Source organism: Allosphingosinicella sp. (genome assembly GCF_036387615.1).
Taxonomy (GTDB): Bacteria; Pseudomonadota; Alphaproteobacteria; order Sphingomonadales; family Sphingomonadaceae; genus Allosphingosinicella.
The window spans coordinates 1-20,309 of the sequence record NZ_DASVTH010000043.1 but is presented as its reverse complement, the minus strand read 5'-3'; the positions used below and the strand labels follow the sequence as shown (position 1 = coordinate 20,309).

Genomic DNA, 20,309 nt, shown 5'->3' with positions numbered 1-20,309 from the left:
GGACAGCTCAGTCCAGGTTCGGGCGGAGCCAGCGCGCGGCGTCCTCGACGGGAATGCCGCGGCGGGGCGCGTAGTCTTCGAGCTGGTCGCGGCCGATCCGGGCGACACCGAAATAGGCCGCATCGCGATGGCCGAAGTAGAAGCCGGACACGGCGGAAGTCGGCAGCATCGCGAAGCTGGACGTCAGAGAGATGCCGGCCGGACCTTGCTCATCCGTCCCGCCGAGCATGTCGAACAGCATTGGCTTCAGGCTATGATCCGGGCAGGCCGGATAGCCCGGCGCCGGCCGGATGCCGTGATATTTCTCGCGGATCAGGTCCTCGTTGGAGAGCTGCTCGTCCGGCGCATAGGCCCAGAGCGTGGTCCGAACATGCTGGTGAAGCCGCTCGGCAAAGGCCTCCGCCAGGCGATCGGCCAGCGCTTTCAGCAAGATATCCTGATAATCGTCATGCGCCGCCTTGAACCGCGCCAGGTGCGGCTCCAGCCCATGCAGCGCAACCGCGAAGCCGCCGATCCAGTCTTCGGACGGCGCCACGAAGTCGGCCAGGCACATGTTCGGCCGGCCTTCGCGCTTCTTCACTTGCTGGCGCAGGAAAGGCAGCCGCACCTCTTCATTACGCGGCGTGACGAGCACGTCGTCGCCGTCCCGCCGAGCGCGCCACAATCCGGCCACGCCCTTCGCCGTCAGCCACTTCTCGGCGACGATCCGGTCCAGCATCGCCTGCGCGTCCGCAAACAGGCTGCTCGCGCTCTCGCCCACGACTTCGTCGGTCAGGATCGCCGGATAATTGCCGGCCAGCTCCCAGGCGCGGAAGAATGGCGTCCAGTCGATGCAGGCGCGCAAATCCTCGAGCGACCACTCGTCGAACCGATGCAGCCCCGGCTTCGCCGGAACCGACGCCACGCCCGCCGGATCGAACACGAACCCGTTCGCGCGCGCTTCGGCTATCGTCGCGAGCTCGTTCTGGCCCTTGCCCGCCCGTGCGTCCCTGATCTTCTGATAGTCCCCGACCGTGGTCTCGACGAGCGGATCACGCTGCGTGTCCGACACCAGCGACGATGCGACCCCGACCGCGCGACTCGCGTCGAGCACGTGGATCACCGGACCCTCATACGCGGGATCGATGCGAAGGGCGGTGTGCACCTTGCTGGTCGTGGCGCCGCCGATCAGCAGCGGCAGCGTCAGCCCCGCCCGCTGCATCTCGTCGGCAACGGTCACCATCTCATCGAGCGACGGCGTGATCAGGCCCGACAGGCCGATCATGTCGGCGTCATTCTCGTTGGCCGACTTCAATATCTCCTGCCACGGCACCATGACGCCAAGGTCGATCACCTCGAAGCCGTTGCACTGCAGAACCACGCCGACAATGTTCTTGCCGATATCGTGAACGTCACCCTTGACCGTCGCCATCACGATCCGGCCCTTGGCGGTGGAAACGCCGCTCTTCTCCTTCTCCGCCTCGATGAACGGGATCAGGTGCGCGACGGCCTTCTTCATCACCCGCGCTGATTTGACGACCTGAGGCAGGAACATCTTGCCCGATCCGAACAGGTCGCCGACCACGTTCATGCCGTCCATCAACGGCCCTTCGATCACGTGGATCGGCCGCCCCGCTGACTGGCGCGCTTCCTCGGCGTCCTCGACGACATAAGCGTCGATGCCCTTGACCAGCGCATGTTCGAGCCGCTTGGCGACCGGCCAGCCGCGCCATTCAGCTTCGGCCTTTTCGCGCACCGGATCGGTCCCGCGATATCGCTCGGCAAGTTCGACCAGCCGCTCGGTCGCGTCGTCGCGGCGGTCGAGGATCACGTCCTCGCAAGCTTCGCGCAGCTCCGGGTCGATCGCGTCATAGACGTCGAGCTGCCCGGCATTGACGATCGCCATGTCGAGCCCGGCCGGGATCGCATGATAAAGGAACACCGAGTGCATCGCGCGCCGCACCGGCTCATTGCCGCGGAACGAGAAGCTCAGGTTAGAGAGTCCCCCCGAGATATGGGCGTGCGGGCAACGGGCGCGGATCTCGCTCGCCGCCTCGATGAAGTCGAGCGCGTAGCGGCGATGCTCGTCGATCCCCGTCGCGACCGCGAAGATGTTGGGATCGAAGATGATGTCCTCAGGGGGAAAGCCGTCCGCGACCAGCAAATCATAGGCGCGGCTGCAGATCTCGACCTTTCGCTCTTTCGTGTCCGCCTGCCCGACCGTGTCGAACGCCATCACCACCACGGCCGCGCCATAGTCGCGGACCTTGCGGGCGAGCCGGAGAAACTCCTCCTCGCCTTCCTTCATGCTGATCGAATTGACGATCGGCTTGCCCGAAACGCATTTCAGCCCGGCCTCGATCACGCTCCATTTGGAGCTGTCGATCATGAAGGGCACGCGGGCGATGTCCGGCTCGGCCGCGATCAGCTTGAGGAAGGTGACCATCGCCTCCTCGGAATCGAGCAGGCCTTCGTCCATGTTGATGTCGATGATCTGCGCGCCATTCTCCACCTGCTGGCGAGCGACTTCGACTGCGGCGGGGTAATCGCCCGCCATGATGAGCTTCTTGAACGCCGCCGATCCGGTGACATTGGTCCGCTCGCCGATATTGACGAAGTTGGCGCGGCTGACTCCCTCTCCCTCCGGGAGAGGGCTGGGGTGAGGGTGAGACCCGCCCGAAAGCCGGTCGCCCTCACCCTCCCGCCGCTGCGCGTCGGGTCCCTCCCTCTCCCGGTGGGAGAGGGTCAAATTCGCGGCGGTCGCAGTCATCAGGCGGCGAGCACCATCGGCGCGATGCCGGCCAGCTGCATGCGCGCGGTGCGATGCGGGATCGCGCGCGGCGCGAAGCCTTCCACCTGCTCCGCGATCGAACGAATGTGCGCTGGCGTCGTCCCGCAGCAGCCGCCGACGATGTTGACAATGCGCTGCTCGGCCCATTGCCGAACTTGGCTCGAAGTCGTCTCCGGGCATTCGTCATAGTCGCCGAGATCGTTCGGCAGACCGGCATTGGGATAGGCCATGATCAGGCAGTCCGCGATCCGCGACAGGCTCGCGATATGCGCCCGCAGCTGCGCCGCGCCGAACGAGCAGTTGAGCCCGATCGAGAGGGGCCGCGCATGCCGGACCGACGCCCAGAACGCCTCGATGCAATGACCGGAGAGATTGCGGCCGGACAGGTCCGTGATCGTCATCGACAGCATGATCGGCAGCTCGCGCCCGAGCTTCTGCTCCACGATTTTGGCGGCGTGGATCGCAGCCTTGGCGTTGAGCGTGTCGAACACCGTCTCGATCAGCACGATCTCCGCGCCGCCTTCGACCAGCGCCTCGATCTGCTCGACATAGACGTCGGACAGGAAATCGAAGTCGATCTCGCGATAACCCGGGTCGTTGACGTCGGGCGACAGCGACAGCGTCTTGTTGGTCGGCCCCAGCGCGCCGGCGATGAAGCGCCTGCGCCCATCCTTCGCCTGCGCCGCCCGCGCCGCCTCGCCGATGATCCGCGCCGCGGCGACGTTGATGTCGCGCACCAGATGCTCGGCCCCGTAATCGGCCATGCTGATCCGGTTTGCGTTGAAGCTGTTGGTGGCCAGTATCTCCGCGCCTGCCGCGGCGAAATCAGCCGCGATAGCGCCGATCAGATCGGGCCGGGTGAGGTTCAAGAGGTCGTTATTGCCCTTCTGGTCGCGGCCGAGATCGAGCGCGCCGCGATAATCGGCCTCGCCGAGCTTCCGCGCCTGGATCTGCGTCCCGTAAGCGCCGTCCTTGATCAGGATCCGCTCGGCGGCAGCCCGTTTAAGCTGTTCTGCGATGTTCAACTTGCTGTTCCTTTGGCCGCAGCCCGAGCAGGTGGCAGATCGCGTAAGCGAGCTCCGCCCGGTTCAGCGTGTAGAAGTGGAAATGGCGGACCCCACCCGCGTAAAGCTGGCCGCACAATTCGGCCGCCACGGTCGCCGCGACCAGCGCCCGCGCGCCCGGCAGATTGTCGAGCCCTTCGAACAATCGGTCCATCCAGGCCGGAATGCTCGCCCCGCACGCGCCCGCAAACTTGCGGGTCTGCGCGACATTCGAGACCGGCAGGATGCCCGGCACGATCTCCGCATCGATGCCCATCGCCGCCGCGGTGTCGCGAAACCGGAAAAAACTCTCCGGCGCGAAGAAGAATTGCGTGATCGCCCGGTCCGCGCCCGCATCGAACTTGCGCCAAAGGTTATCGAGGTCGGCCGCACGGTTGGGCGAATCCGGATGCCCCTCCGGATAGGCCGCGACCGAGATCTCGAACGGGGCGATCTTCTTCAAGCCCCCGATCAGATCGACCGCATTGCGGTAGCCGTCCACATGGGGCGCGTACGCCTTGCCCTGCTCCGGCGAGTCACCGCGCAGCGCAACGATGTGGCGAACGCCCGCCGCCCAATATTCGCGCGCGATGTCGTCGATCTCGCCCCGGCTCGCCTCGACGCAGGTCAGGTGCGCGGCCGCCGTCATCGTGGTCTCGCGCGCGATCCGCTCGACCGTGGCGTGGGTGCGGGCGCGGGTCGATCCGCCCGCGCCATAGGTAACCGACACGAAGCGCGGGGCCAGCGGCTCCAGCGTCTTGACCGATTCCCAAAGCGTCTCCTCCATCTTCTCCGTCTTGGGCGGGAAGAATTCGAAGGAAACGTCGATATCGCCGGCCACGTCCTCGAACAAAGGCTTGGCCATGTTGGCGGCATGGGGGAGCAGGCTCATGCGGCGACCCTCAGCTTGGTCTCGGCCCTGAGGCCCAGCCAGATGGTGACGGTCAGTTCGCCGCCTTCCAGATGATCGACGACCTTGGCCTCGAGCCCCGCCTCCTCCATCCACTTCACCACCGCCTCGTCGGCGAAGCCAAGCCGGGCATGAGCGTCGCGGATGCGCAGTTCCTCGCGCTCGTGGGGCGCGAAATCGACGATCAGCAGCCGCCCGCCGGTGCCGAGCAGCCGCGCCGCCTCCGCAACCGCCGCCGCCGGCTGCTGCGCGTAATGCAATACCTGGTGCAGCAGCACGGTATCCGCCGAGCCGGTGGCGACCGGCAGCGCATACATATCGCCCTGGCGCAGCTCGGAGGCGATGCCGGCCTGGGCGAGCTTGGCCCGGGCGAGCCGAAGCATCTCGGGGCTCCGGTCGACGCCGAGCGCACGGCGGGCGGCGCGGCCGAACAGCTCGATCATCCGCCCGGTGCCCGTGCCGATGTCGATCAGTTCGCCCACCGGCCGATCCCCCAGCGCGCGGGCGATGCCGGCCTCGACCTCGCATTCGGCGATGTGGAGCGAGCGAAGCTCGTCCCAATCCGCGGCATGGCTGGCGAAGTAGCGCTCGGCCGCCGCCGCGCGATCCGCCTGAACCGCCGCGAGCCGGGCCTTGTCGGCGGCAATCCAGGCGCCGTCCAGCTCCAACCAGCTGTCGAGCAATGCGAACAACGGCTGCACCCGCGCGTCGGCGCCCAGGCTCAGGAACACCCAGCTGCCTTCCTTACGCCGGTCGGCCAGGCCCGCGTCGATCAGGATCTTCACATGGCGCGACACGCGCGGCTGGCTCTGCCCGAGCACCTGCGCGAGCTCGCCCACCGAAAGCTCCATCGCACGCAGCAAAGCCACGATCCGGAGACGGGTCGGATCGGCGAGCGCGCTGAAGGTCTCGACGGCGTGGAGCATCAGATAAGGATATAAAGATATCTTTATATCCGGGTCAAGGAAGATCGGGCCGAAGTGGTGCTTTGACCCGGATTGGACCCCTCTCCCATTCAGGAGAGTGAGGGGCCCGCTCGCGAAGCGAGTGGGAGGGTGAGGGTCCGAGCGCCTGAGCTCTGCCTGATCCGCTGTCACCCTCACCCAGCTTCGCCTTTCATCGCCGCTGGGCCGGGCGCTGATCGGGGCGGAGGTGGGAGACCTCGTCGACTTCGGCGGTGAGGTCGAGGCGATCGAGGTGGTTGGGTTGGAGCAGCTCCCAGTGCGCTCATGCTGAGGAGGGACTGAGCTTGCCGAAGGCCCGTCTCGAAGCACGCAACGGTCCTTCGAGACGCCGCTTCGACTTCGCTCAGCGGCTCCTCAGGATGAGCGGATAAGAACCGCAACCACCGCTTAGGCAGCGCTAAGCGGCGCGCTCCAGGGCTTCGCTGGCGTCGACCCAGGCGGCTTCGATTGCGGCGATCTTGCGCTCTACCTCGCCCCGCCGCTTCATCAGGTCGCTCATGCTGAGCCTGGCGAGCGAGGGCTCGGCGGACGCGGGGTCGAACATCGCGCGGTCGATATTGCTGCGCTGCGCGGTGAGGCGAGCGAGTTCGGCCTCTGCATCCTTGACCTGTCGGCGCAGCGTCTGGCTCTTCTCGCGCGCTTCGGCGGCGGCGCGGCGACCCTCCTTGCGGCTCGCCTTGGACTCCGCCTTCGACGGCGCCGCGGGGTCGCCGGCCAGGACGAGCGCGATATAATCGTCCAGCGTGCCGTCATATTCACGCGCGGTGCCGCCATCGACCAGGACGAGGCGGTCGGCCGTCATCTCCAGCATGTGGCGGTCGTGGCTGACGATCACCACCGCGCCGGAATAAGCGTTGAGCGCTTGGATGAGCGCCTCGCGGGCATCGACGTCCAGGTGGTTGGTCGGCTCGTCGAGGATGAGGAGATGCGGCGCGTCGCGAGTGATGAGCGCGAGCGCCAGCCGCGCCCGCTCGCCGCCCGAAAGCTTGCCGACCTGGGTGGTCGCCTTGGGGCCGGAGAAGCCGAAGCGGCCGAGCTGGGCGCGCACCGCCGACGGGGTCGCGCCCGCCATCTTGCGGGTCATATGCTCGAGCGGGGTGTCGTCCCGGTCGAGTTCCTCGACCTGATATTGCGTGAAATAGCCGACGCGCAGCTTGCCCGACGCGGCCTTGGCGCCCTCCATCGGCGCGAGTTGGGCGGCGAGCAGCCGCGCCAGCGTGGTCTTGCCGTTGCCGTTGCGGCCGAGCAGCGCAATCCGATCGTCCGGATCGAGGCGCAGGTTGAGGCGCTGGAGGATCGGCGTCTCGCCATAGCCGACCGAGGCCATGTCGAGCGTGATCAGCGGCGGCCGCAACGCATCCGGATCGGGGAAGCCGAAGGAGAGGCTCGGATCGTCGAGCAGCTCGGCGATCGGCTGCATCCGGGCGAGCGCCTTGGCGCGGGACTGGGCCTGCTTGGCTGTCGACGCGCGGGCGCTGTTGCGGGCGATATAGTCCTGCAGCTTCTCGCGCTCCGCCTGCTGTTTGGCGCGGGCGGAGGCGAGCTGGGCTTGGCGCTCGGCGCGCTGCCGCTCGAACGCGTCGTAGCCGCCGGGATAAAGCGCGAGCTTGCCGCGATCGAGGTGGAGGATGTGATCGACGACATTGTTGAGGAAGTCGCGTTCGTGGCTGACGATCAGGATCGTGGCCGGATACGATACGAGGAAATCCTCCAGCCACAGCACCGCCTCGAGATCGAGGTGGTTCGAAGGCTCGTCGAGCAGCAGCAGGTCCGGCTGCGAGAAGAGCAGGCTCGCCAGCGCCACCCGCATCCGCCACCCGCCCGAGAAGCTCTCCAGCGGCCGCCCCTGCGCTTCCTCGTCGAAACCCAAGCCGATCAGGATGCGCGCAGCACGCGCCGTCGCCGAATGGGCGTCGATCGCGAGCAGCCGCTCGTGCAGCTCGCCGATCCGGTCCGGATCCTCGCAGGTCTCGCTCTCCGCCAGCAGCGCCGAGCGCTCGACATCAGCGGCCAGCACCGTCTCGAGCGGCGTCGCCTGCCCGCCCGGCGCGTCCTGCGCGAGGTAGCCGAGGCGCGCGCCGCGCGGCATCTCGGCCGATCCGCCGTCCGGCTCCAGCATGCCCGCGACCACCCGCACCAGGGTCGTCTTGCCCGCGCCGTTGCGTCCGATCAGCCCGACGCGGCTGCGCGGCGGCAGCGCGGCGGTGGCGCCGTCAAGGATGGTGCGCCCGCCAAGGCGGACGGTGACGTTGGTCAGGTTGAGCATGATGCGCGCCCCTTATCATCGCTCGCGCCCGCGCCCAAGCCTCGCGATCGGCATTGCTGCCCAACCTCATTTGTCGGCCTGCTCGGCTTCCAATTGCTCGAGCAGCGCCATCGCGCGCTTCTCCCGCCCCGCCCGCGCGTCCTCCCAGGCGCGGTAATCCGGATCGTCGAGCGACTGCGGCTCCGGTCCGCCGCGCAGCCGCGCCTGGATCGTCATCAGCCGCAACCGCAGATTCTGTTCCAGCGCGCGCCCGTCCACCTCGCTCTTTGCCGCGATCTCGGCCCGCACCTCCGCCTCGATCCGCTGGCGCACCTTGGCCGTCAGCGCCTCGCCGCCGGCCGCGCCCTGCCGCCCGAACTTCTTCTTGTTGGAGGCGATGAGCAGCAGCCTGAAGATCGCGTCCGACCGCTTCAGCCTGGTGCCCACGCGCTTGCCATAGTGCCAGACAGGTTCTTCGATTCCGGTCACCGCCCGCTCCCAGGCAAGCGTCTCGATGTGGCTCGACGCCATGTGCAGCGCGGTTTCGCAGGCCTTGGCAAACACCGCGTCGCGCCGCCGCCAGCGGTCCGCCGTGGTCGTCGAAATCCCCGCCATCCGCGCGCCGTCCGCCACGCAGCCGGTCCTGGCCAATATTCGCAGGAAGGTGCGCCGCCGCTCCGCCGTGAACCCGTCATGCCGCCGCCGCCAGCCTTCGCCCCCGACCGGCAACGATCCCGCCGCCACCACCACCTCGCTCCCGGCCATTGACGAAAGTTGAAGTGCCTCCCCCACCGGCGCATCCACGCTCAACCCGTCCGCCTTTCCCGTCCGCCTTCCCACAATGCCCTCCGCTCGCCTGCTCCATGCGCGGGGTAACCCATGTGGTTCGTGTAGGACAGAGGCAAAAGTGGGGAGCCGCGAGTTCGTCAAGTCGCTCGCCTTGAGCGAGCCACTGGCCGAGGCGGCGATCAGCTACGGTCGGGGCCGATCCCGGATCGGTCCAGCGGCTTGCCATATTCAGGCTCCACCGGCCGTTGGCGCGATCTCACCGCCGCCTTGCCCGCTTTCCCGACCAACGACAGCGCCTTCCTGATCACAAACGGCGCAATCAGCCCGGCCACCGCGCCCGCCCCGGCGCTATAGCCCAGCTTCCTGGCCACCGAGCGCCCCGCCATCATCCTCGCCACCTTGCCAATCATCGGATCACCTTCGCTCTGACAACGGCGCCGGCGCCGCAGGGCGTGAATGCTTGCCCTGAAGAGGCGTTCCACACCGGTCCGATCTCACCGCAGCTCGATGAACCGCTCGCCTTCCACCAACCAGCGCTCCACCTGATCCCATCGCGCATCCAGCCATTGTTCAAGCGCAGGGTTGGTGATGTTGCCGCAGCGAAGCCAAAGCAGGCCGAAGCGGTCCGGCAGGAGAAGCGTGCAGAAATCCTCGTCCTTGCTGATCAGGATCGCGGCATCCTGCTCGGCCCTCCGCGCAATCGCGTCATCGCCGATCCCACCGGCCCCGACATGCTCGGCCTCATGCCCCCGCGCCCGCAGCCAACCGCACAAAGCGGGCGGCAGCTGCGCGTCGACCAGAAACCTCATTCAGCCGCGATGGCGACTGGGTGGTTGGCGGCGGAGGCGGCGTAACGGAGCGCGGCCCGGACGTCCTCGGCGCTGATGTAGGGGAAGTCGCGCACCAACTCCTGCTCGCTCGCGCCTGAGGCAAGCGCTTCAAGAATGTCAGTGACGCGCATTCGCGTGCCCGCAATCGTGGGGCGCCCGCCGCACACGGCCGGATCGACACAGATGCGAGGGTGGCCGGGGAGGGTCACGCTTGTACCATACACCATTGCCCCGGCGCGGTCACGACCGCTCAGCAACAACAGCGTCATTCAGCGGCAGTGGCCCAGGCCTCAAGGGCGCCAGGCGCGGGTGGATTGCAGGAAAGACGTCCGCTCGACCGACGGTCGCCGCTGGTCCTCGCAACCTTTGATCGAAACCTAATCGGGCCGTCCTATATCGCCCCAAGAAGAGGAGACACGTGACGTGGAGGTGGTGAAGGCAACGCAGGCAGACCTCGACTACATCTTGGGCTGGCTAGAGCGCGAGCATAAGGAGGAGGGCGGTGGGTTCTGGTGCAACAAGCGGCTAATCATCAGCGCGCTGGAAACGGACGAGCTGACCGTCATTCGCGAAGACGGGAAGGCGGTAGCCTTCCAAGTCGGAAACCGCGCGCCCGAAATCACGAGTGTCCGCAAGGATCGCCAGGGTCAGGGCTACGGCACGGCTTTATTCAAGGCGGGGCTGCGCCGCGCGATCGACGAGGGCTTGAACGTACTGAATATCACCTGCGCACCAGCATCCTCGTGGGCCTTCTGGCGTCGCTTCGGCTTCGAAGCGATCGGGCCCGTGCACGCGTGGGGCGAGGTGAAAGCACGGCGCATCCTTGAGCGGCGGCACGAGCTGCCTGAGGGCGAGCCCGCTGACGTCCAGATCGCCTTCTATCCTAAGGAGGTCACCTACGGGCGAGATGAGCCCGTTGAGCCTTACGCGGTGCACCGGCCCCAAGCTGTTCGCCTGTCAGACGGCACGATCGCGCTCGAGCAGCGGGTGATTGGCATGAAGCCAGACGGGATATGGGGAGACCTCGTCATCCGCATCATCGTTGATGGCGAAGAGCGCTGCTTCTGCAAGGCTAAGTATGACGAGGCCGAGGCTGCGGGCGTGATCAGGAACCGGCTAGACGGCACCTACTACCTCGATCAGATCGCCGCTTGAGCAGCCTCGACGCGCAGCACGTGCTCACCAATCTCGGGGACGCTGCTCAGGGGTCGCAGGCGCAGCTGCTCCTGATCGGCCTGTTGTTCGAGAGCGGCGAGTGCATCTGAGAGATAGGTCTGCTGATTCGCCGTCACCTGAGGATCGCCCTTGGCTGGGCTCTGGATGATCATCTCGTGCTGCCGCAAAAGGGCGCTCTGCGGATCGCGATCGCGCTCAACCTTCAAGTCCCACAGCCGCCGCTTTATGAGGTTCACCGAGCGCGCAATGCCGCTTGCTCTGAGCGTTCCGAAGTTAGCGACGAGGCGTGATCCCCCAAAGTCGATCAGCACCTCATGGCTGCGGCCCGTTACGCGGCGGCGTCGGCCCTCTCGCAGGTCAGCGCTGAAGTAGTTGAAGAAGCCTTCCCGCCGCTCCCGCACATAATCCATGACGAGGACCGGCAGTTGATCTGATACGCCCTCAGCCTGCGATATCGCTTCGTCAGCGGCGAAAGGCTGCTGCTGCTCGTTCCGGTAGAGAGACGACAGGCTGCGCATCCAACTTGCCGCGATGGCCTCGAAGCTCGCTCCTTCGGCCTCGCGGTTCATTCCAATTTCAACACCGGAGAGAAGGGGCTGCGGCTCCACGATCGCGCGAACGCCTCGCTTGCCGATGTCCAAGCGCAGATGGTCTGCTGTGAGGTCTATCGCGTAGGCCACGCCTTCCGCGTCATCGGCATAGAGGCACCGCAGACGATCGAGCGCATTTGCCATCTCGACGTGGAACCCGTTCTCGTTCGCGACCGCCACGCCGATCACCAGCCGCTCGTATGAGCCCGAGATCGGCACGAGGATGATCGGAGCCCAGCGCGCACGGACCCCGGCCTCGAAGGAGGGAAACTGGTTCGACATGATGCCACCGGCGCTCATAGCATCAATGGGACCCCGAGTGCCTTGCTCGCATGACGTGGCACCTTGTCCATTCTCCCCTTCAAGAAGCTGGTAGCAGCGGCAACGTGCGCAGGCGGTAGCAGAGCCCGTACGTGGCTTGCTGCCGCGGCATCGTCCACGTCAATCAAGCTCAAGCCGGTCGCGAGCTTATTCGCCTCTGCTGACCGTTTCTTCTTCTGATCAAGGTTCATGCGGCTCGTCAGCCATTCTGTCAGGCGGTTCCGGTAATCGCCGTCCTCCTTCAAGTCATCCGGTGCCCACGTTGGGCCAGAGAGACAGTGGCCGTGGTCGATAAGCCAAACCTGCTCTTTCCCGCCGAACAGCAGGTTGCCGGGATGGCGATCGACATTCGCAACCCAAGCATCAAAGCCGTAGAGGCCACCGAGCCCCGCCCATTCGAGTATCTCCTCGACGAGACGCTGCTGCTCCTCAGCCGTGGCGCCGCGCGCCCTGAAAGTGATGTTGGGCACCTTCACGTCCACGCTCGCGAACACGAGTCGGTTGCCGTCAGGAAGCGATGGGCCGTGGACGACGGGGAGGTCTGCCCCTCGAACAAGCGCAAGGTAAGTGTCAGGAGTCGGGAGGCCCGCCCGTTGCGCGAGAACGGAGACGAGCAATTCGTTGGCGAGCTGGCGCGGGTCGAGGTCCTTCAGAATAGCTCCGCTCACGGACCTGTCTGCGAGCAGAACCTGGCCGCGGAAGGTCTCGTTTACATTGTCTTCTTGAACGGCTCGCCTCCCGGCAGGACCGTGGCGAGCTGGATGGGCGGCATAGGCTCCGGACCAAATTGTTGGTTCGGAGCCGTAGCTCATGAGCGCCGCAGCGCCAAGCTAAGGGTTGAAAGGAAACCACGTAGAGCGGCTGTCTCCTATGTAGTCTTCCCGTTGCGGAACTCCGGAAGCCGATGGGCTCGCATGGGCCTAATACAGCCGTCAACACGCCAGTCCCGGCGGCATGCCTGGCCCTTTCGCCCTTGGCGCCCGCTTGCTACAGCCCGCGGCAACGCCGCCGGGCCGTCTGCCCGGCGCGAAGGTCCACTTAGCAACGGAGCCTTTATGACCGCCATCGGCAACAATTCGCTCAACACCCGCTCCACCCTCTCCGTCGGCGGCCGCTCCTACGCCTATTATTCGCTCGCCAAGGCGGCCGAGCAGCTCGGCGACGTGTCGCGCCTGCCTTTCTCGATGAAGGTGCTGCTCGAAAACCTGCTCCGCTTCGAGGACGGCAAGACCGTCACGCGCGCCGATATCCAGGCGATCGTCGACTGGCTCGGCGACAAGGGCGCGACCTCCAAGGAGATCCAGTATCGCCCGGCCCGCGTGCTGATGCAGGATTTCACCGGCGTTCCCTGCGTGGTCGATCTTGCCGCGATGCGCGACGCGATTACCCGGCTCGGCGGCGATCCGGCGCGGATCAACCCGCAGGTGCCGGTCCACCTGGTCATCGATCACTCCGTGATGGTCGACGAGTTCGGCACCCCCAAGGCGTTCGAGCAGAACGTCGCGCTCGAATATCAGCGCAACATCGAGCGCTACCAGTTCCTGAAATGGGGCTCGTCGGCGTTCAGCAATTTCCAGGTGGTGCCACCGGGCACCGGCATCTGCCATCAGGTCAATCTCGAGAATATCGCGCGCTCGATCTGGACATCGCGCGATCCATCCGGCGCGGAAGTCGCCTATCCCGATACCTGCGTCGGCACGGACAGCCACACCACAATGGTCAACGGCCTGGGCGTGCTCGGCTGGGGCGTCGGCGGGATCGAGGCGGAAGCGGCGATGCTTGGCCAGCCGGTGTCGATGCTGATCCCCGAAGTGGTCGGCTTCAAGCTGACCGGCGCGCTCGCCGAGGGCATCACCGCGACAGACCTGGTCCTCACCGTCACCCAGATGCTGCGCAAGAAGGGCGTGGTCGGCCGCTTCGTCGAGTTCTACGGCCCGGGCGTGTCAGAGCTCAGCCTCGCAGACCGCGCCACCATCGCCAACATGGCGCCCGAATATGGCGCGACCTGCGGCTTCTTCGGCATCGACGAGAAGACGCTCGACTACCTCCGTCTCACCGGCAGGCCGGACGCGGACATCGCGCTGGTCGAAGCGTATGCCAAGGCGCAAGGGTTGTGGCTCTCAGCGGGCGATGCGGACCCCGTGTTCACCGACACCATCGATCTCGACATGTCCTCCGTCCAGCCGTCGCTTGCCGGGCCCAAGCGCCCGCAGGACAAGGTGCTGCTCTCCCAGGTCGACGAGGAGTTCCGCCGCAACTTCACCGACGAGTTCGGCCATCCCGCCGAGGAGCTTCCGGACCGCTTCCCGGTCGAGGATGCGGGCGGCGGCATCACTGCAGGGATCAAGGACACGATCAAGGGCCTGATAGGCAAGAAGCCCACCCACGATCTCGGCCATGGCGATGTCGTGATCGCCGCGATCACATCCTGCACCAACACATCCAATCCGTCCGTGCTGGTCGCGGCCGGCCTCGTCGCCCGCAAGGCGCGCGAGAAAGGGCTCGACACCAAGCCCTGGGTCAAGACCAGCCTTGCCCCCGGCAGCCAGGTCGTCACCGATTATCTCGACCGGGCCGGTCTGTCCGAGGATCTGAACGCGCTCGGCTTCGATCTGGTCGGCTATGGCTGCACAACCTGCATCGGCAATTCCGGGCCGCTGCCGGAGCCGATCTCCAAGGCGATCCACACAAACGATCTGGTCGCGGCCTCCGTCCTGTCCGGCAACCGCAACTTCGAGGGGCGCGTCAGCCCGGATGTCCGCGCCAACTATCTCGCCTCGCCGCCGCTGGTGGTCGCCTATGCGCTGAAGGGCACGGTGATCGAGGACATGGTCACCTCCCCGATCGGCAAGGGCAGCGACGGAACGGACGTTTACCTGCGCGACATCTGGCCGTCCAACGCCGAGGTTCGCAGCCTGATCGACCAGTTCGTCAACGCCGACATGTTCAAGGCGCGCTATGCCGACGTCTACAAGGGCGGCGCGGAGTGGCAGGCGGTCGAGGTCACGGGCGGCGACACCTATGCCTGGGACGCCGCCTCCACCTACATTCAGAACCCGCCGTATTTCGAGGGCATGAGCATGACCGCGGCGGGCCTAACCGACATCGTCGACGCCCGAGCGCTCGCGGTGTTCGGCGACAGCATCACGACGGACCACATCAGCCCGGCCGGAAGCATCAAGCTCGACTCTCCCGCCGGCGCCTACCTGACCGAGCACGGCGTCTCGCGCGCCGATTTCAACAGCTACGGCGCCCGCCGCGGCAATCACGAAGTGATGATGCGCGGCACCTTCGCCAATATCCGCATCAAAAACCAGATGACCCCCGGCATCGAGGGCGGCGTCACCCGCCACGTGCCCACGGGCGAGGTGATGCCGATCTACGACGCGGCGATGCGTTACAAGGAAGCGGGGACCCCGCTGGTCGTGCTCGCCGGCAAGGAATATGGCACCGGCTCGTCCCGCGACTGGGCCGCGAAGGGCACCAACCTGCTCGGCGTCCGCGCCGTGATCGCGGAGACCTACGAGCGCATCCACCGCTCCAACCTCGTCGGCATGGGCGTCGTCCCGCTTCAGTTCGTCGACGGCGAGAACCGCGAGAGCCTGGGCCTGACCGGCGACGAGACCTTCACCATCACCGGCATCGCCAATCTCCAGCCGCGCCAGGGAATCGACGTCCAGGTGCAGAGGGCGGATGGAAGCTCAGCTTCCTTTCGAGCCCGCGTCCGCATCGACACGCTGAACGAGCTCGAATATTTCCGCGCCGGCGGCATTCTGCACTATGTGCTGCGGAAGCTCGCGGCGTGACATTGGTCGCGACTTGTCATTGCGGCCGCGCCACGATCCGGCTGCGGCGAACGCCCGATTATGTCGGGCAGTGCAATTGCAGCCTGTGTACGAAGACCGGCGTCCGCGGCATTTATTTCGCGTCTGAAGAGCTACAGATTTCCGGCGAGTTCGACAGCTACGTCCGAACCGATCTGGACCAAGTCCATCTGACGCTGTTCCGCTGTGCCAATTGCGGCGTCGCCACGCATTGGGAGCCGCGCACCCCGCCGCCGCACGCGCGGATGGGCGTGAATGCGCGGCTGCTCGATCCGGCGCTGCTCGACGATGTCGAGGTCCGGCACGTGGACGGCGCGAGCTGGTGAGCGTTACCGAGATCCTCGTCGAGGGCGCCGGCTGGGGCGGCGCGTTGCTGATCCTCGGCGGATACGCGCTGCTGACGGCGGAGCGGGTGACGTCGCGCTCGCCGCTCTACCAGGGCATGAACGTGCTCGGCGCGGCCGGTTTCATCGTCAACGGCTGGTGGCATGGCGCGATCCCGTCGGCGGTGCTCAACGTGATCTGGATGGGTATCGGGCTGGTCGCCCTGTGGAGGATGAAACGCCCGTCGATCTCAGCCACCTGGTCCAGCAAGACTTAACGACTTACAAGGGTCTACCCGGGCCGGCGATCTGCGAGACGGGCCCCCTCCGTCTGCCTGCCAAGGCAGGCGCTCAGGACAGCTTCTCCAAGCTCACTCCCTCCTCAGGATGAGTAAAAAGCTGGCGATTCGGCCAACTCAGATAATCTCGTCCTCGTCGAGCATCGGCTCCGCCCCGGCCTGCCGTTCCAGCGCCTCATAATGCGCGCCGAGCTGGCTGGCATTGTCGACCTTGGCGATATGGAACAGCGCGTCGCCCTGGTTCACCGCCGGTATGTTCGCCCGGCCGATGATGATGCCGGCGCAGCTCGCCTTGATGTCGGTCTCGTGGTCGCCATAGGGGTCGGCGACGACGGCGATCCGCTCCCCTGCGGCCACATGGTCGCCAATATCGCGGAACGGGCGGAACAGGCCGCTTTCCTCCGCGCGCACCCAGCGGCTGCTCGTCGAAAGCACGGGCGGGCGGGGTTGCGCGCGGCGGCGGCGGGTCATGCCGAGATGAGCCATGACGTTGAGGACGCCCTCCATGCCGACGCGGATCGAGAGTTCGTCGACCCGCAGCCCCTCGCCCGCTTCATAAACGATGACCGGCACACCCTTGCGCAGCGCGGTCTCGCGCAGCGAGCCCTCCCGCAGCCCGCTATGGACGATGATCGGCGCCCCGAACGCCTCGGCGAGGCTGAAGGCGCCCTCGTCATGGCTGTCGACGCGAATCTGTGGGAGGTTGGATCGGTGAATGGCGGCGCTGTGCAGGTCGATGCCGTAGTTTGATCGCGCCACCACTTCGGTCATGAACAGATGGGCGAGCTGAGCCGCGAGTGATCCCTTCACGCTGCCCGGGAAGCTGCGATTGAGGTCGCGCCGGTCCGGTAAATAGCGGCTGTGGCTGATGAAGCCGAAGGCATTGACGATCGGCACCACCAGCAACGTGCCTCGGCTGATCGCCAGCGCGTTCGAGCCGAGCAGACGCCGGCAGATTGCGACCCCGGTCAGCTCGTCGCCATGCACCGCCGCGCTGACGAACAGAACCGGCCCTTCTCGCCTGGAGTGGATCACGCAAACCGGAACGGACATCGGTGTCTGGGTGATAAGCGCCGTCAGCGGCAGATCGACCATGCGCCGCTCGCCGGGTGCTACGCTCTCGGTACCAATCGTGAACGCCCCCCGTGCCATCTTATCCCGTCCCCCTGGTCTTGGTTGCCCCCGGCTTAGCATTCTTTTCGATGAACTCGATGATCTTGCCGGCAACGTCGACATGCGTCGCCTGCTCGACGCCCTCGAGCCCGGGCGAGGAATTCACCTCCATCACCACCGGGCCATGGTTGGAGCGCAGCATGTCCACGCCGCACACGTTGAGGCCCATCGCCTTGGCCGCGCCGATCGCGGTGGTGCGCTCCTGTGGCGTGATCTTGGCAGCCTTTGCCGATCCGCCGCGGTGAAGGTTGGAGCGGAAATCGCCTTCCCGGCCGCGCCGCTTCATGGATGCGACCACCTTGCCGCCGACGACGATGCAGCGGATGTCCTCGCCCTTGGCCTCCGCGATATATTCCTGGACTAGGATGTTGGTGTCGACCCCGCCAAAGGCCTGGATGATGCTCTCGGCCGCTCGCGGCGTCTCGCCCAGCACCACGCCGATCCCCTGCGTGCCTTCCAGGAGCTTGATCACGACCGGCGCGCCGCCGGCCAGCCTGATGACCTCCTGGGCGTTGGACGTGCGGTGCGCGAACACGGTGACCGGCAGGCCGATGCCCTTGCGGGAGAGCAACTGCAGGCTGCGGAGCTTGTCGCGCGAGCGGGCGATCGCGACCGACTCGTTGACGGTATAGACCCGCATCATCTCGAACTGGCGGACCACGGCCGTGCCGAAGAAGGTCACCGACGCGCCGATGCGTGGGATCACGGCGTCATAGCCGGCCAACGCCCTTCCGTGATAATGGATGACCGGCCGGTGGGAGGCGATATCCAGCGTGCAGCGCAAATGATTGATCGCATCGATATCATGCCCCCGCTCGCGCGCGGCGGCCATGATCCGCTGGTGCGAGTAAAGCTGGGGGCTGCGGCACAAGAGCGCGATCTTCATGACATTGCGGCTTCAAAGGCTCTGATGGCTTTGGGAGTGCGGCGCGACAGGCGGAAGCTGCGCGCCGGATCGATCAGGAAGCGCCGCCGGATCGCCTCGCGGCCCAGCAGCATGCGAAAGCCCATCACGTCGCGGTCGGCCAGCGTCAACTCGATCGGCCAGACGGTCTCGCCGAGCCGCGCCTCGGTCTCGATCACGATCCGGTATTCCCGCTCGCCGTTGGAGCTGCGCACCCAGCGCTCATCCTTGATCGGCGCAACGCAGACGACAGCGGGAGTCTCTCTGCGTTGGAGCGGATGCAGCAGGAACTCGACCATCGGCGCTCCACCATCGACGAAGCGCCGCGTTCCGAAGCTGTGGACCGAAGAGGTCCGGGCGCCGCTGTCGATCTTGGCCTTGATCGGAACGGCGAGCAGCCCCGGCAAGTCCACCCATTCGCGCCACCCGATCACCGGACGTTCCTCGGTCAAGCTGCGACTCCCCCGCGCCCGTCGCGGCTCTTACCAGAACATGCCGGTTGCGCAAAAAGGCGCCGGTTCCATCAGGCGGACCCCAGGGTACCGAGCGGCTCTGTTCAGAATAGGCAAAGGGCGGCTAAGCCCAACCGATGGTCCCGGCAGGTGAGCGATGAGCATCTTGAACCAGGCGCGCGCGCTCGCCCAGTCGGGGCGCGGGTCGGAGGCACGAACTCTTGTCCAAAGCGCGGCCGAACGGGGCGACACTGAAGCGCTGCTCGCGGTCGCGCACTGGCGGCTGCATGGGCTTTATGGCCCGCGCGATCTCGCCGACTCGCATCGCTTGCTCGACAGGGCGAGGCAGGCCGGGTCGACCGAAGCGACCTTGCTGCTCGCCACCCTGGTCGGAAACGGAACGGGCGTGGCGGCCGACTACGAAAAGGCGCGCGCGCTGCTCGCCAGCATCGCCCCGCAGGATGCGGATGCCGCCGCACAGCTGGCACTGCTCGATCGGATGCAGCAGCTTGATTGCCTGGAGCAGCTACCGGCAGAGCGCCTTTCGGACGACCCGGCGGTGCGCCTCGTGCGCGGGCTCATCAGCCTTGACGAATGCTCCTACCTGATCTCCCGGGCCGCGCCGTTGCTGCAGCCTTCCGTCATCATCGACCCGAGCGGGCGACGCTTGCCGCATCCAACCCGGACTTCGGCGGGGATGAGCTTCGGGCCGCTGGAAGAGGACTTGGTGGTCAACGCCCTCAATCGGCGCATCGCGGCGATTACGGGCACGCAGCCCAGCTGGGGCGAGCCGCTCCATGTCCTGCGTTACGCGCCGGGACAGGAATACAAGCCCCACGTCGACGCGCTCCCAGGAGTGGAAAACCAGCGGCGTTGGACGGCTCTTCTGTATCTGAACAACGAGTATGAAGCTGGGGAGACCGATTTCGACCAGCTGGGGATCGTGGCAAGGGGGGAGCCCGGCGACGCCCTGATCTTTGCCAACGCCGCCGATGACGGCCGCCCCGACTACCGCACGCGCCACGCCGGCAGGCCGGTGGCAAGCGGCACCAAATGGCTCGCAACCCGCTGGATCCGCCAAGCGCCCTACGACCCGTGGACAGGCCGCTGATCAAGCGATGAAAAATTGGTCGGGGAGAGAGGATTCGAACCTCCGGCCCCTGCCTCCCGAAGACGCGTGTCGGGGCGTTTCTTGCGGTTTCTGTTTGCTCTTTCCTGTCGATAAGGGCGGAACGTGACGCGAACTGGCGTTTGTAGCTCGGACGTTCGTCGGACATCACGCGGGTCTCCGATCGAGAGCGTCTGATGCCTCGTCCATGAAGTCAGGGTGATGGTGTGCGTAGAGCTGCGTCGTCCGAGCGTCCGTGTGGCCGAGCCAACCTCCGATCTTATCCAGCGGGACGCCCCGCTGCGCGAGCCAAGTTCCGCACGTATGGCGTAGCGTGTGGGGCGTAACGTCATGGAGACCGGTTGCCGTGCAAGCTGTGCCCCATGCTCGCTTGATGCTGCGGACCCGAGCGCCGTTGCGATGAACAACGTACCCTAAATCGGACCCGCGGCGCCGCGCCAGCCGGAGAAACGTGAGCAGGCGGGCCGGAATACGGATATGAGCGCGACCCTTTTTTGTCCGTGATGTTCCGGTAGCCTGGAAATTGATCCTCCGCGCATCAAGGTCGATTTGCCCCCATCGGAGCG

The 20,309-nt window shown here is 66.3% G+C and carries 20 protein-coding genes; 5 read left to right on the top strand and 15 right to left on the bottom strand.

Going from position 1 to position 20,309, the window contains the following annotated elements:
* Positions 1–7: 7 nt before the first annotated feature.
* From metH to VF631_RS09695, 9 genes are all read right to left on the bottom strand, one after another.
* On the bottom strand, positions 8–2,749 hold the full coding sequence (metH, locus tag VF631_RS09735; protein WP_431850103.1) for a methionine synthase: 2,742 nt from the start codon (positions 2,747–2,749) through the stop codon (positions 8–10).
* Complete coding sequence (locus tag VF631_RS09730; protein WP_431850102.1) at positions 2,749–3,795, bottom strand: homocysteine S-methyltransferase family protein; 1,047 nt, start codon at positions 3,793–3,795, stop codon at positions 2,749–2,751. The genes metH and VF631_RS09730 overlap by 1 nt, the downstream gene beginning before the upstream one ends.
* Positions 3,773–4,705 (bottom strand): methylenetetrahydrofolate reductase [NAD(P)H], encoded by a 933-nt coding sequence (metF, locus tag VF631_RS09725; protein ID WP_431850101.1) that lies wholly within the window; start codon positions 4,703–4,705, stop codon positions 3,773–3,775. Before metF ends, VF631_RS09730 begins: the two co-directional genes overlap by 23 nt.
* Positions 4,702–5,649 carry an ArsR/SmtB family transcription factor gene (locus tag VF631_RS09720; protein ID WP_431850100.1) on the bottom strand — a complete coding sequence of 316 codons (948 nt, stop codon included), beginning with the start codon at positions 5,647–5,649 and terminating at the stop codon, positions 4,702–4,704. The genes metF and VF631_RS09720 overlap by 4 nt, the downstream gene beginning before the upstream one ends.
* Before the next feature lie 436 nt (positions 5,650–6,085).
* Positions 6,086–7,954 carry an ATP-binding cassette domain-containing protein gene (locus VF631_RS09715; protein ID WP_431850099.1) on the bottom strand — a complete coding sequence of 623 codons (1,869 nt, stop codon included), beginning with the start codon at positions 7,952–7,954 and terminating at the stop codon, positions 6,086–6,088.
* Positions 7,955–8,020: 66 nt separating this feature from the next.
* On the bottom strand, positions 8,021–8,698 hold the full coding sequence (locus VF631_RS09710; RefSeq protein ID WP_431850098.1) for a hypothetical protein: 678 nt from the start codon (positions 8,696–8,698) through the stop codon (positions 8,021–8,023).
* A gap of 203 nt (positions 8,699–8,901) precedes the next feature.
* Positions 8,902–9,132, bottom strand: a complete 231-nt coding sequence (locus tag VF631_RS09705) for a hypothetical protein (protein WP_431850097.1) — start codon at positions 9,130–9,132, stop codon at positions 8,902–8,904.
* An 84-nt stretch (positions 9,133–9,216) separates the two neighbouring features.
* Positions 9,217–9,531, bottom strand: coding sequence for a DUF5615 family PIN-like protein (locus VF631_RS09700; protein WP_431850096.1), 315 nt, complete (start codon positions 9,529–9,531; stop codon positions 9,217–9,219).
* Complete coding sequence (locus VF631_RS09695) at positions 9,528–9,779, bottom strand: DUF433 domain-containing protein (protein WP_431850095.1); 252 nt, start codon at positions 9,777–9,779, stop codon at positions 9,528–9,530. The genes VF631_RS09700 and VF631_RS09695 overlap by 4 nt, the downstream gene beginning before the upstream one ends.
* A 196-nt stretch (positions 9,780–9,975) precedes the next feature.
* On the opposite strand from VF631_RS09695, the gene VF631_RS09690 reads away from it, so the two are divergent.
* The gene (locus VF631_RS09690) at positions 9,976–10,707 is read left to right on the top strand and encodes a GNAT family N-acetyltransferase (RefSeq protein ID WP_431850094.1); all 732 of its coding nucleotides are present in this window, start codon (positions 9,976–9,978) and stop codon (positions 10,705–10,707) included.
* Here the strand turns inward: VF631_RS09690 and VF631_RS09685 are convergent.
* Both VF631_RS09685 and VF631_RS09680 read right to left on the bottom strand, forming a co-directional pair.
* Positions 10,692–11,507, bottom strand: a complete 816-nt coding sequence (locus tag VF631_RS09685; protein ID WP_431850093.1) for a hypothetical protein — start codon at positions 11,505–11,507, stop codon at positions 10,692–10,694. The two genes, VF631_RS09690 and VF631_RS09685, sit on opposite strands and share 16 nt — an antisense overlap.
* Before the next feature lie 107 nt (positions 11,508–11,614).
* Complete coding sequence (locus VF631_RS09680; RefSeq protein ID WP_431850092.1) at positions 11,615–12,121, bottom strand: hypothetical protein; 507 nt, start codon at positions 12,119–12,121, stop codon at positions 11,615–11,617.
* A 573-nt stretch (positions 12,122–12,694) separates the two neighbouring features.
* On the opposite strand from VF631_RS09680, the gene acnA reads away from it, so the two are divergent.
* The 3 genes from acnA to VF631_RS09665 are packed head-to-tail and all read left to right on the top strand — an operon-like array spanning position 12,695 to position 16,064.
* Positions 12,695–15,445 carry an aconitate hydratase AcnA gene (gene acnA / locus VF631_RS09675; protein WP_431850091.1) on the top strand — a complete coding sequence of 917 codons (2,751 nt, stop codon included), beginning with the start codon at positions 12,695–12,697 and terminating at the stop codon, positions 15,443–15,445.
* A 2-nt stretch (positions 15,446–15,447) separates the two neighbouring features.
* Positions 15,448–15,789 carry a GFA family protein gene (locus VF631_RS09670; protein WP_431850090.1) on the top strand — a complete coding sequence of 114 codons (342 nt, stop codon included), beginning with the start codon at positions 15,448–15,450 and terminating at the stop codon, positions 15,787–15,789.
* On the top strand, positions 15,786–16,064 hold the full coding sequence (locus tag VF631_RS09665; RefSeq protein ID WP_431850089.1) for a CBU_0592 family membrane protein: 279 nt from the start codon (positions 15,786–15,788) through the stop codon (positions 16,062–16,064). Before VF631_RS09670 ends, VF631_RS09665 begins: the two co-directional genes overlap by 4 nt.
* A 138-nt stretch (positions 16,065–16,202) precedes the next feature.
* Here the strand turns inward: VF631_RS09665 and VF631_RS09660 are convergent, their stop codons facing one another.
* Genes VF631_RS09660 through VF631_RS09650 form a run of 3 tightly spaced genes read right to left on the bottom strand, consistent with a single transcriptional unit; the run spans position 16,203 to position 18,614 of the window.
* Positions 16,203–17,237, bottom strand: coding sequence for a succinylglutamate desuccinylase/aspartoacylase family protein (locus VF631_RS09660; protein WP_431850088.1), 1,035 nt, complete (start codon positions 17,235–17,237; stop codon positions 16,203–16,205).
* Between the two features lies 1 nt (position 17,238).
* Complete coding sequence (rimK, locus tag VF631_RS09655) at positions 17,239–18,144, bottom strand: 30S ribosomal protein S6--L-glutamate ligase (protein WP_431850087.1); 906 nt, start codon at positions 18,142–18,144, stop codon at positions 17,239–17,241.
* The gene (locus VF631_RS09650; RefSeq protein WP_431850086.1) at positions 18,141–18,614 is read right to left on the bottom strand and encodes an ATP-dependent zinc protease family protein; all 474 of its coding nucleotides are present in this window, start codon (positions 18,612–18,614) and stop codon (positions 18,141–18,143) included. Before VF631_RS09650 ends, rimK begins: the two co-directional genes overlap by 4 nt.
* A 157-nt stretch (positions 18,615–18,771) precedes the next feature.
* Between VF631_RS09650 and VF631_RS09645 the strand changes: the two genes are divergently transcribed.
* A complete protein-coding gene (locus VF631_RS09645) occupies positions 18,772–19,725 on the top strand; it encodes a 2OG-Fe(II) oxygenase (protein ID WP_431850085.1) in 954 nt (317 codons plus the stop codon).
* Between the two features lie 165 nt (positions 19,726–19,890).
* On the opposite strand, the gene VF631_RS09640 is transcribed toward VF631_RS09645, so the two are convergent.
* Positions 19,891–20,309 (bottom strand): site-specific integrase (locus VF631_RS09640; RefSeq protein ID WP_431850084.1); only part of this gene is annotated, 419 nt, incomplete at its 5' end.

Excerpts from the sequence above, each read along its gene's own strand:
- metH (WP_431850103.1), bottom strand. The coding sequence starts at position 2,749 with ATGACTGCGACCGCCGCGAATTTGACCCTCTCCCACCGGGAGAGGGAG.
- metF (WP_431850101.1), bottom strand. The coding sequence starts at position 4,705 with ATGAGCCTGCTCCCCCATGCCGCCAACATGGCCAAGCCTTTGTTCGAG.
- VF631_RS09720 (WP_431850100.1), bottom strand. The coding sequence starts at position 5,649 with ATGCTCCACGCCGTCGAGACCTTCAGCGCGCTCGCCGATCCGACCCGT.
- VF631_RS09715 (WP_431850099.1), bottom strand. The coding sequence starts at position 7,954 with ATGCTCAACCTGACCAACGTCACCGTCCGCCTTGGCGGGCGCACCATC.
- VF631_RS09710 (WP_431850098.1), bottom strand. The coding sequence starts at position 8,698 with ATGGCCGGGAGCGAGGTGGTGGTGGCGGCGGGATCGTTGCCGGTCGGG.
- VF631_RS09705 (WP_431850097.1), bottom strand. The coding sequence starts at position 9,132 with ATGATTGGCAAGGTGGCGAGGATGATGGCGGGGCGCTCGGTGGCCAGG.
- VF631_RS09700 (WP_431850096.1), bottom strand. The coding sequence starts at position 9,531 with ATGAGGTTTCTGGTCGACGCGCAGCTGCCGCCCGCTTTGTGCGGTTGG.
- VF631_RS09695 (WP_431850095.1), bottom strand. The coding sequence starts at position 9,779 with ATGGTGTATGGTACAAGCGTGACCCTCCCCGGCCACCCTCGCATCTGT.
- acnA (WP_431850091.1), top strand. The coding sequence starts at position 12,695 with ATGACCGCCATCGGCAACAATTCGCTCAACACCCGCTCCACCCTCTCC.
- VF631_RS09660 (WP_431850088.1), bottom strand. The coding sequence starts at position 17,237 with ATGGCACGGGGGGCGTTCACGATTGGTACCGAGAGCGTAGCACCCGGC.
- rimK (WP_431850087.1), bottom strand. The coding sequence starts at position 18,144 with ATGAAGATCGCGCTCTTGTGCCGCAGCCCCCAGCTTTACTCGCACCAG.
- VF631_RS09645 (WP_431850085.1), top strand. The coding sequence starts at position 18,772 with ATGAGCATCTTGAACCAGGCGCGCGCGCTCGCCCAGTCGGGGCGCGGG.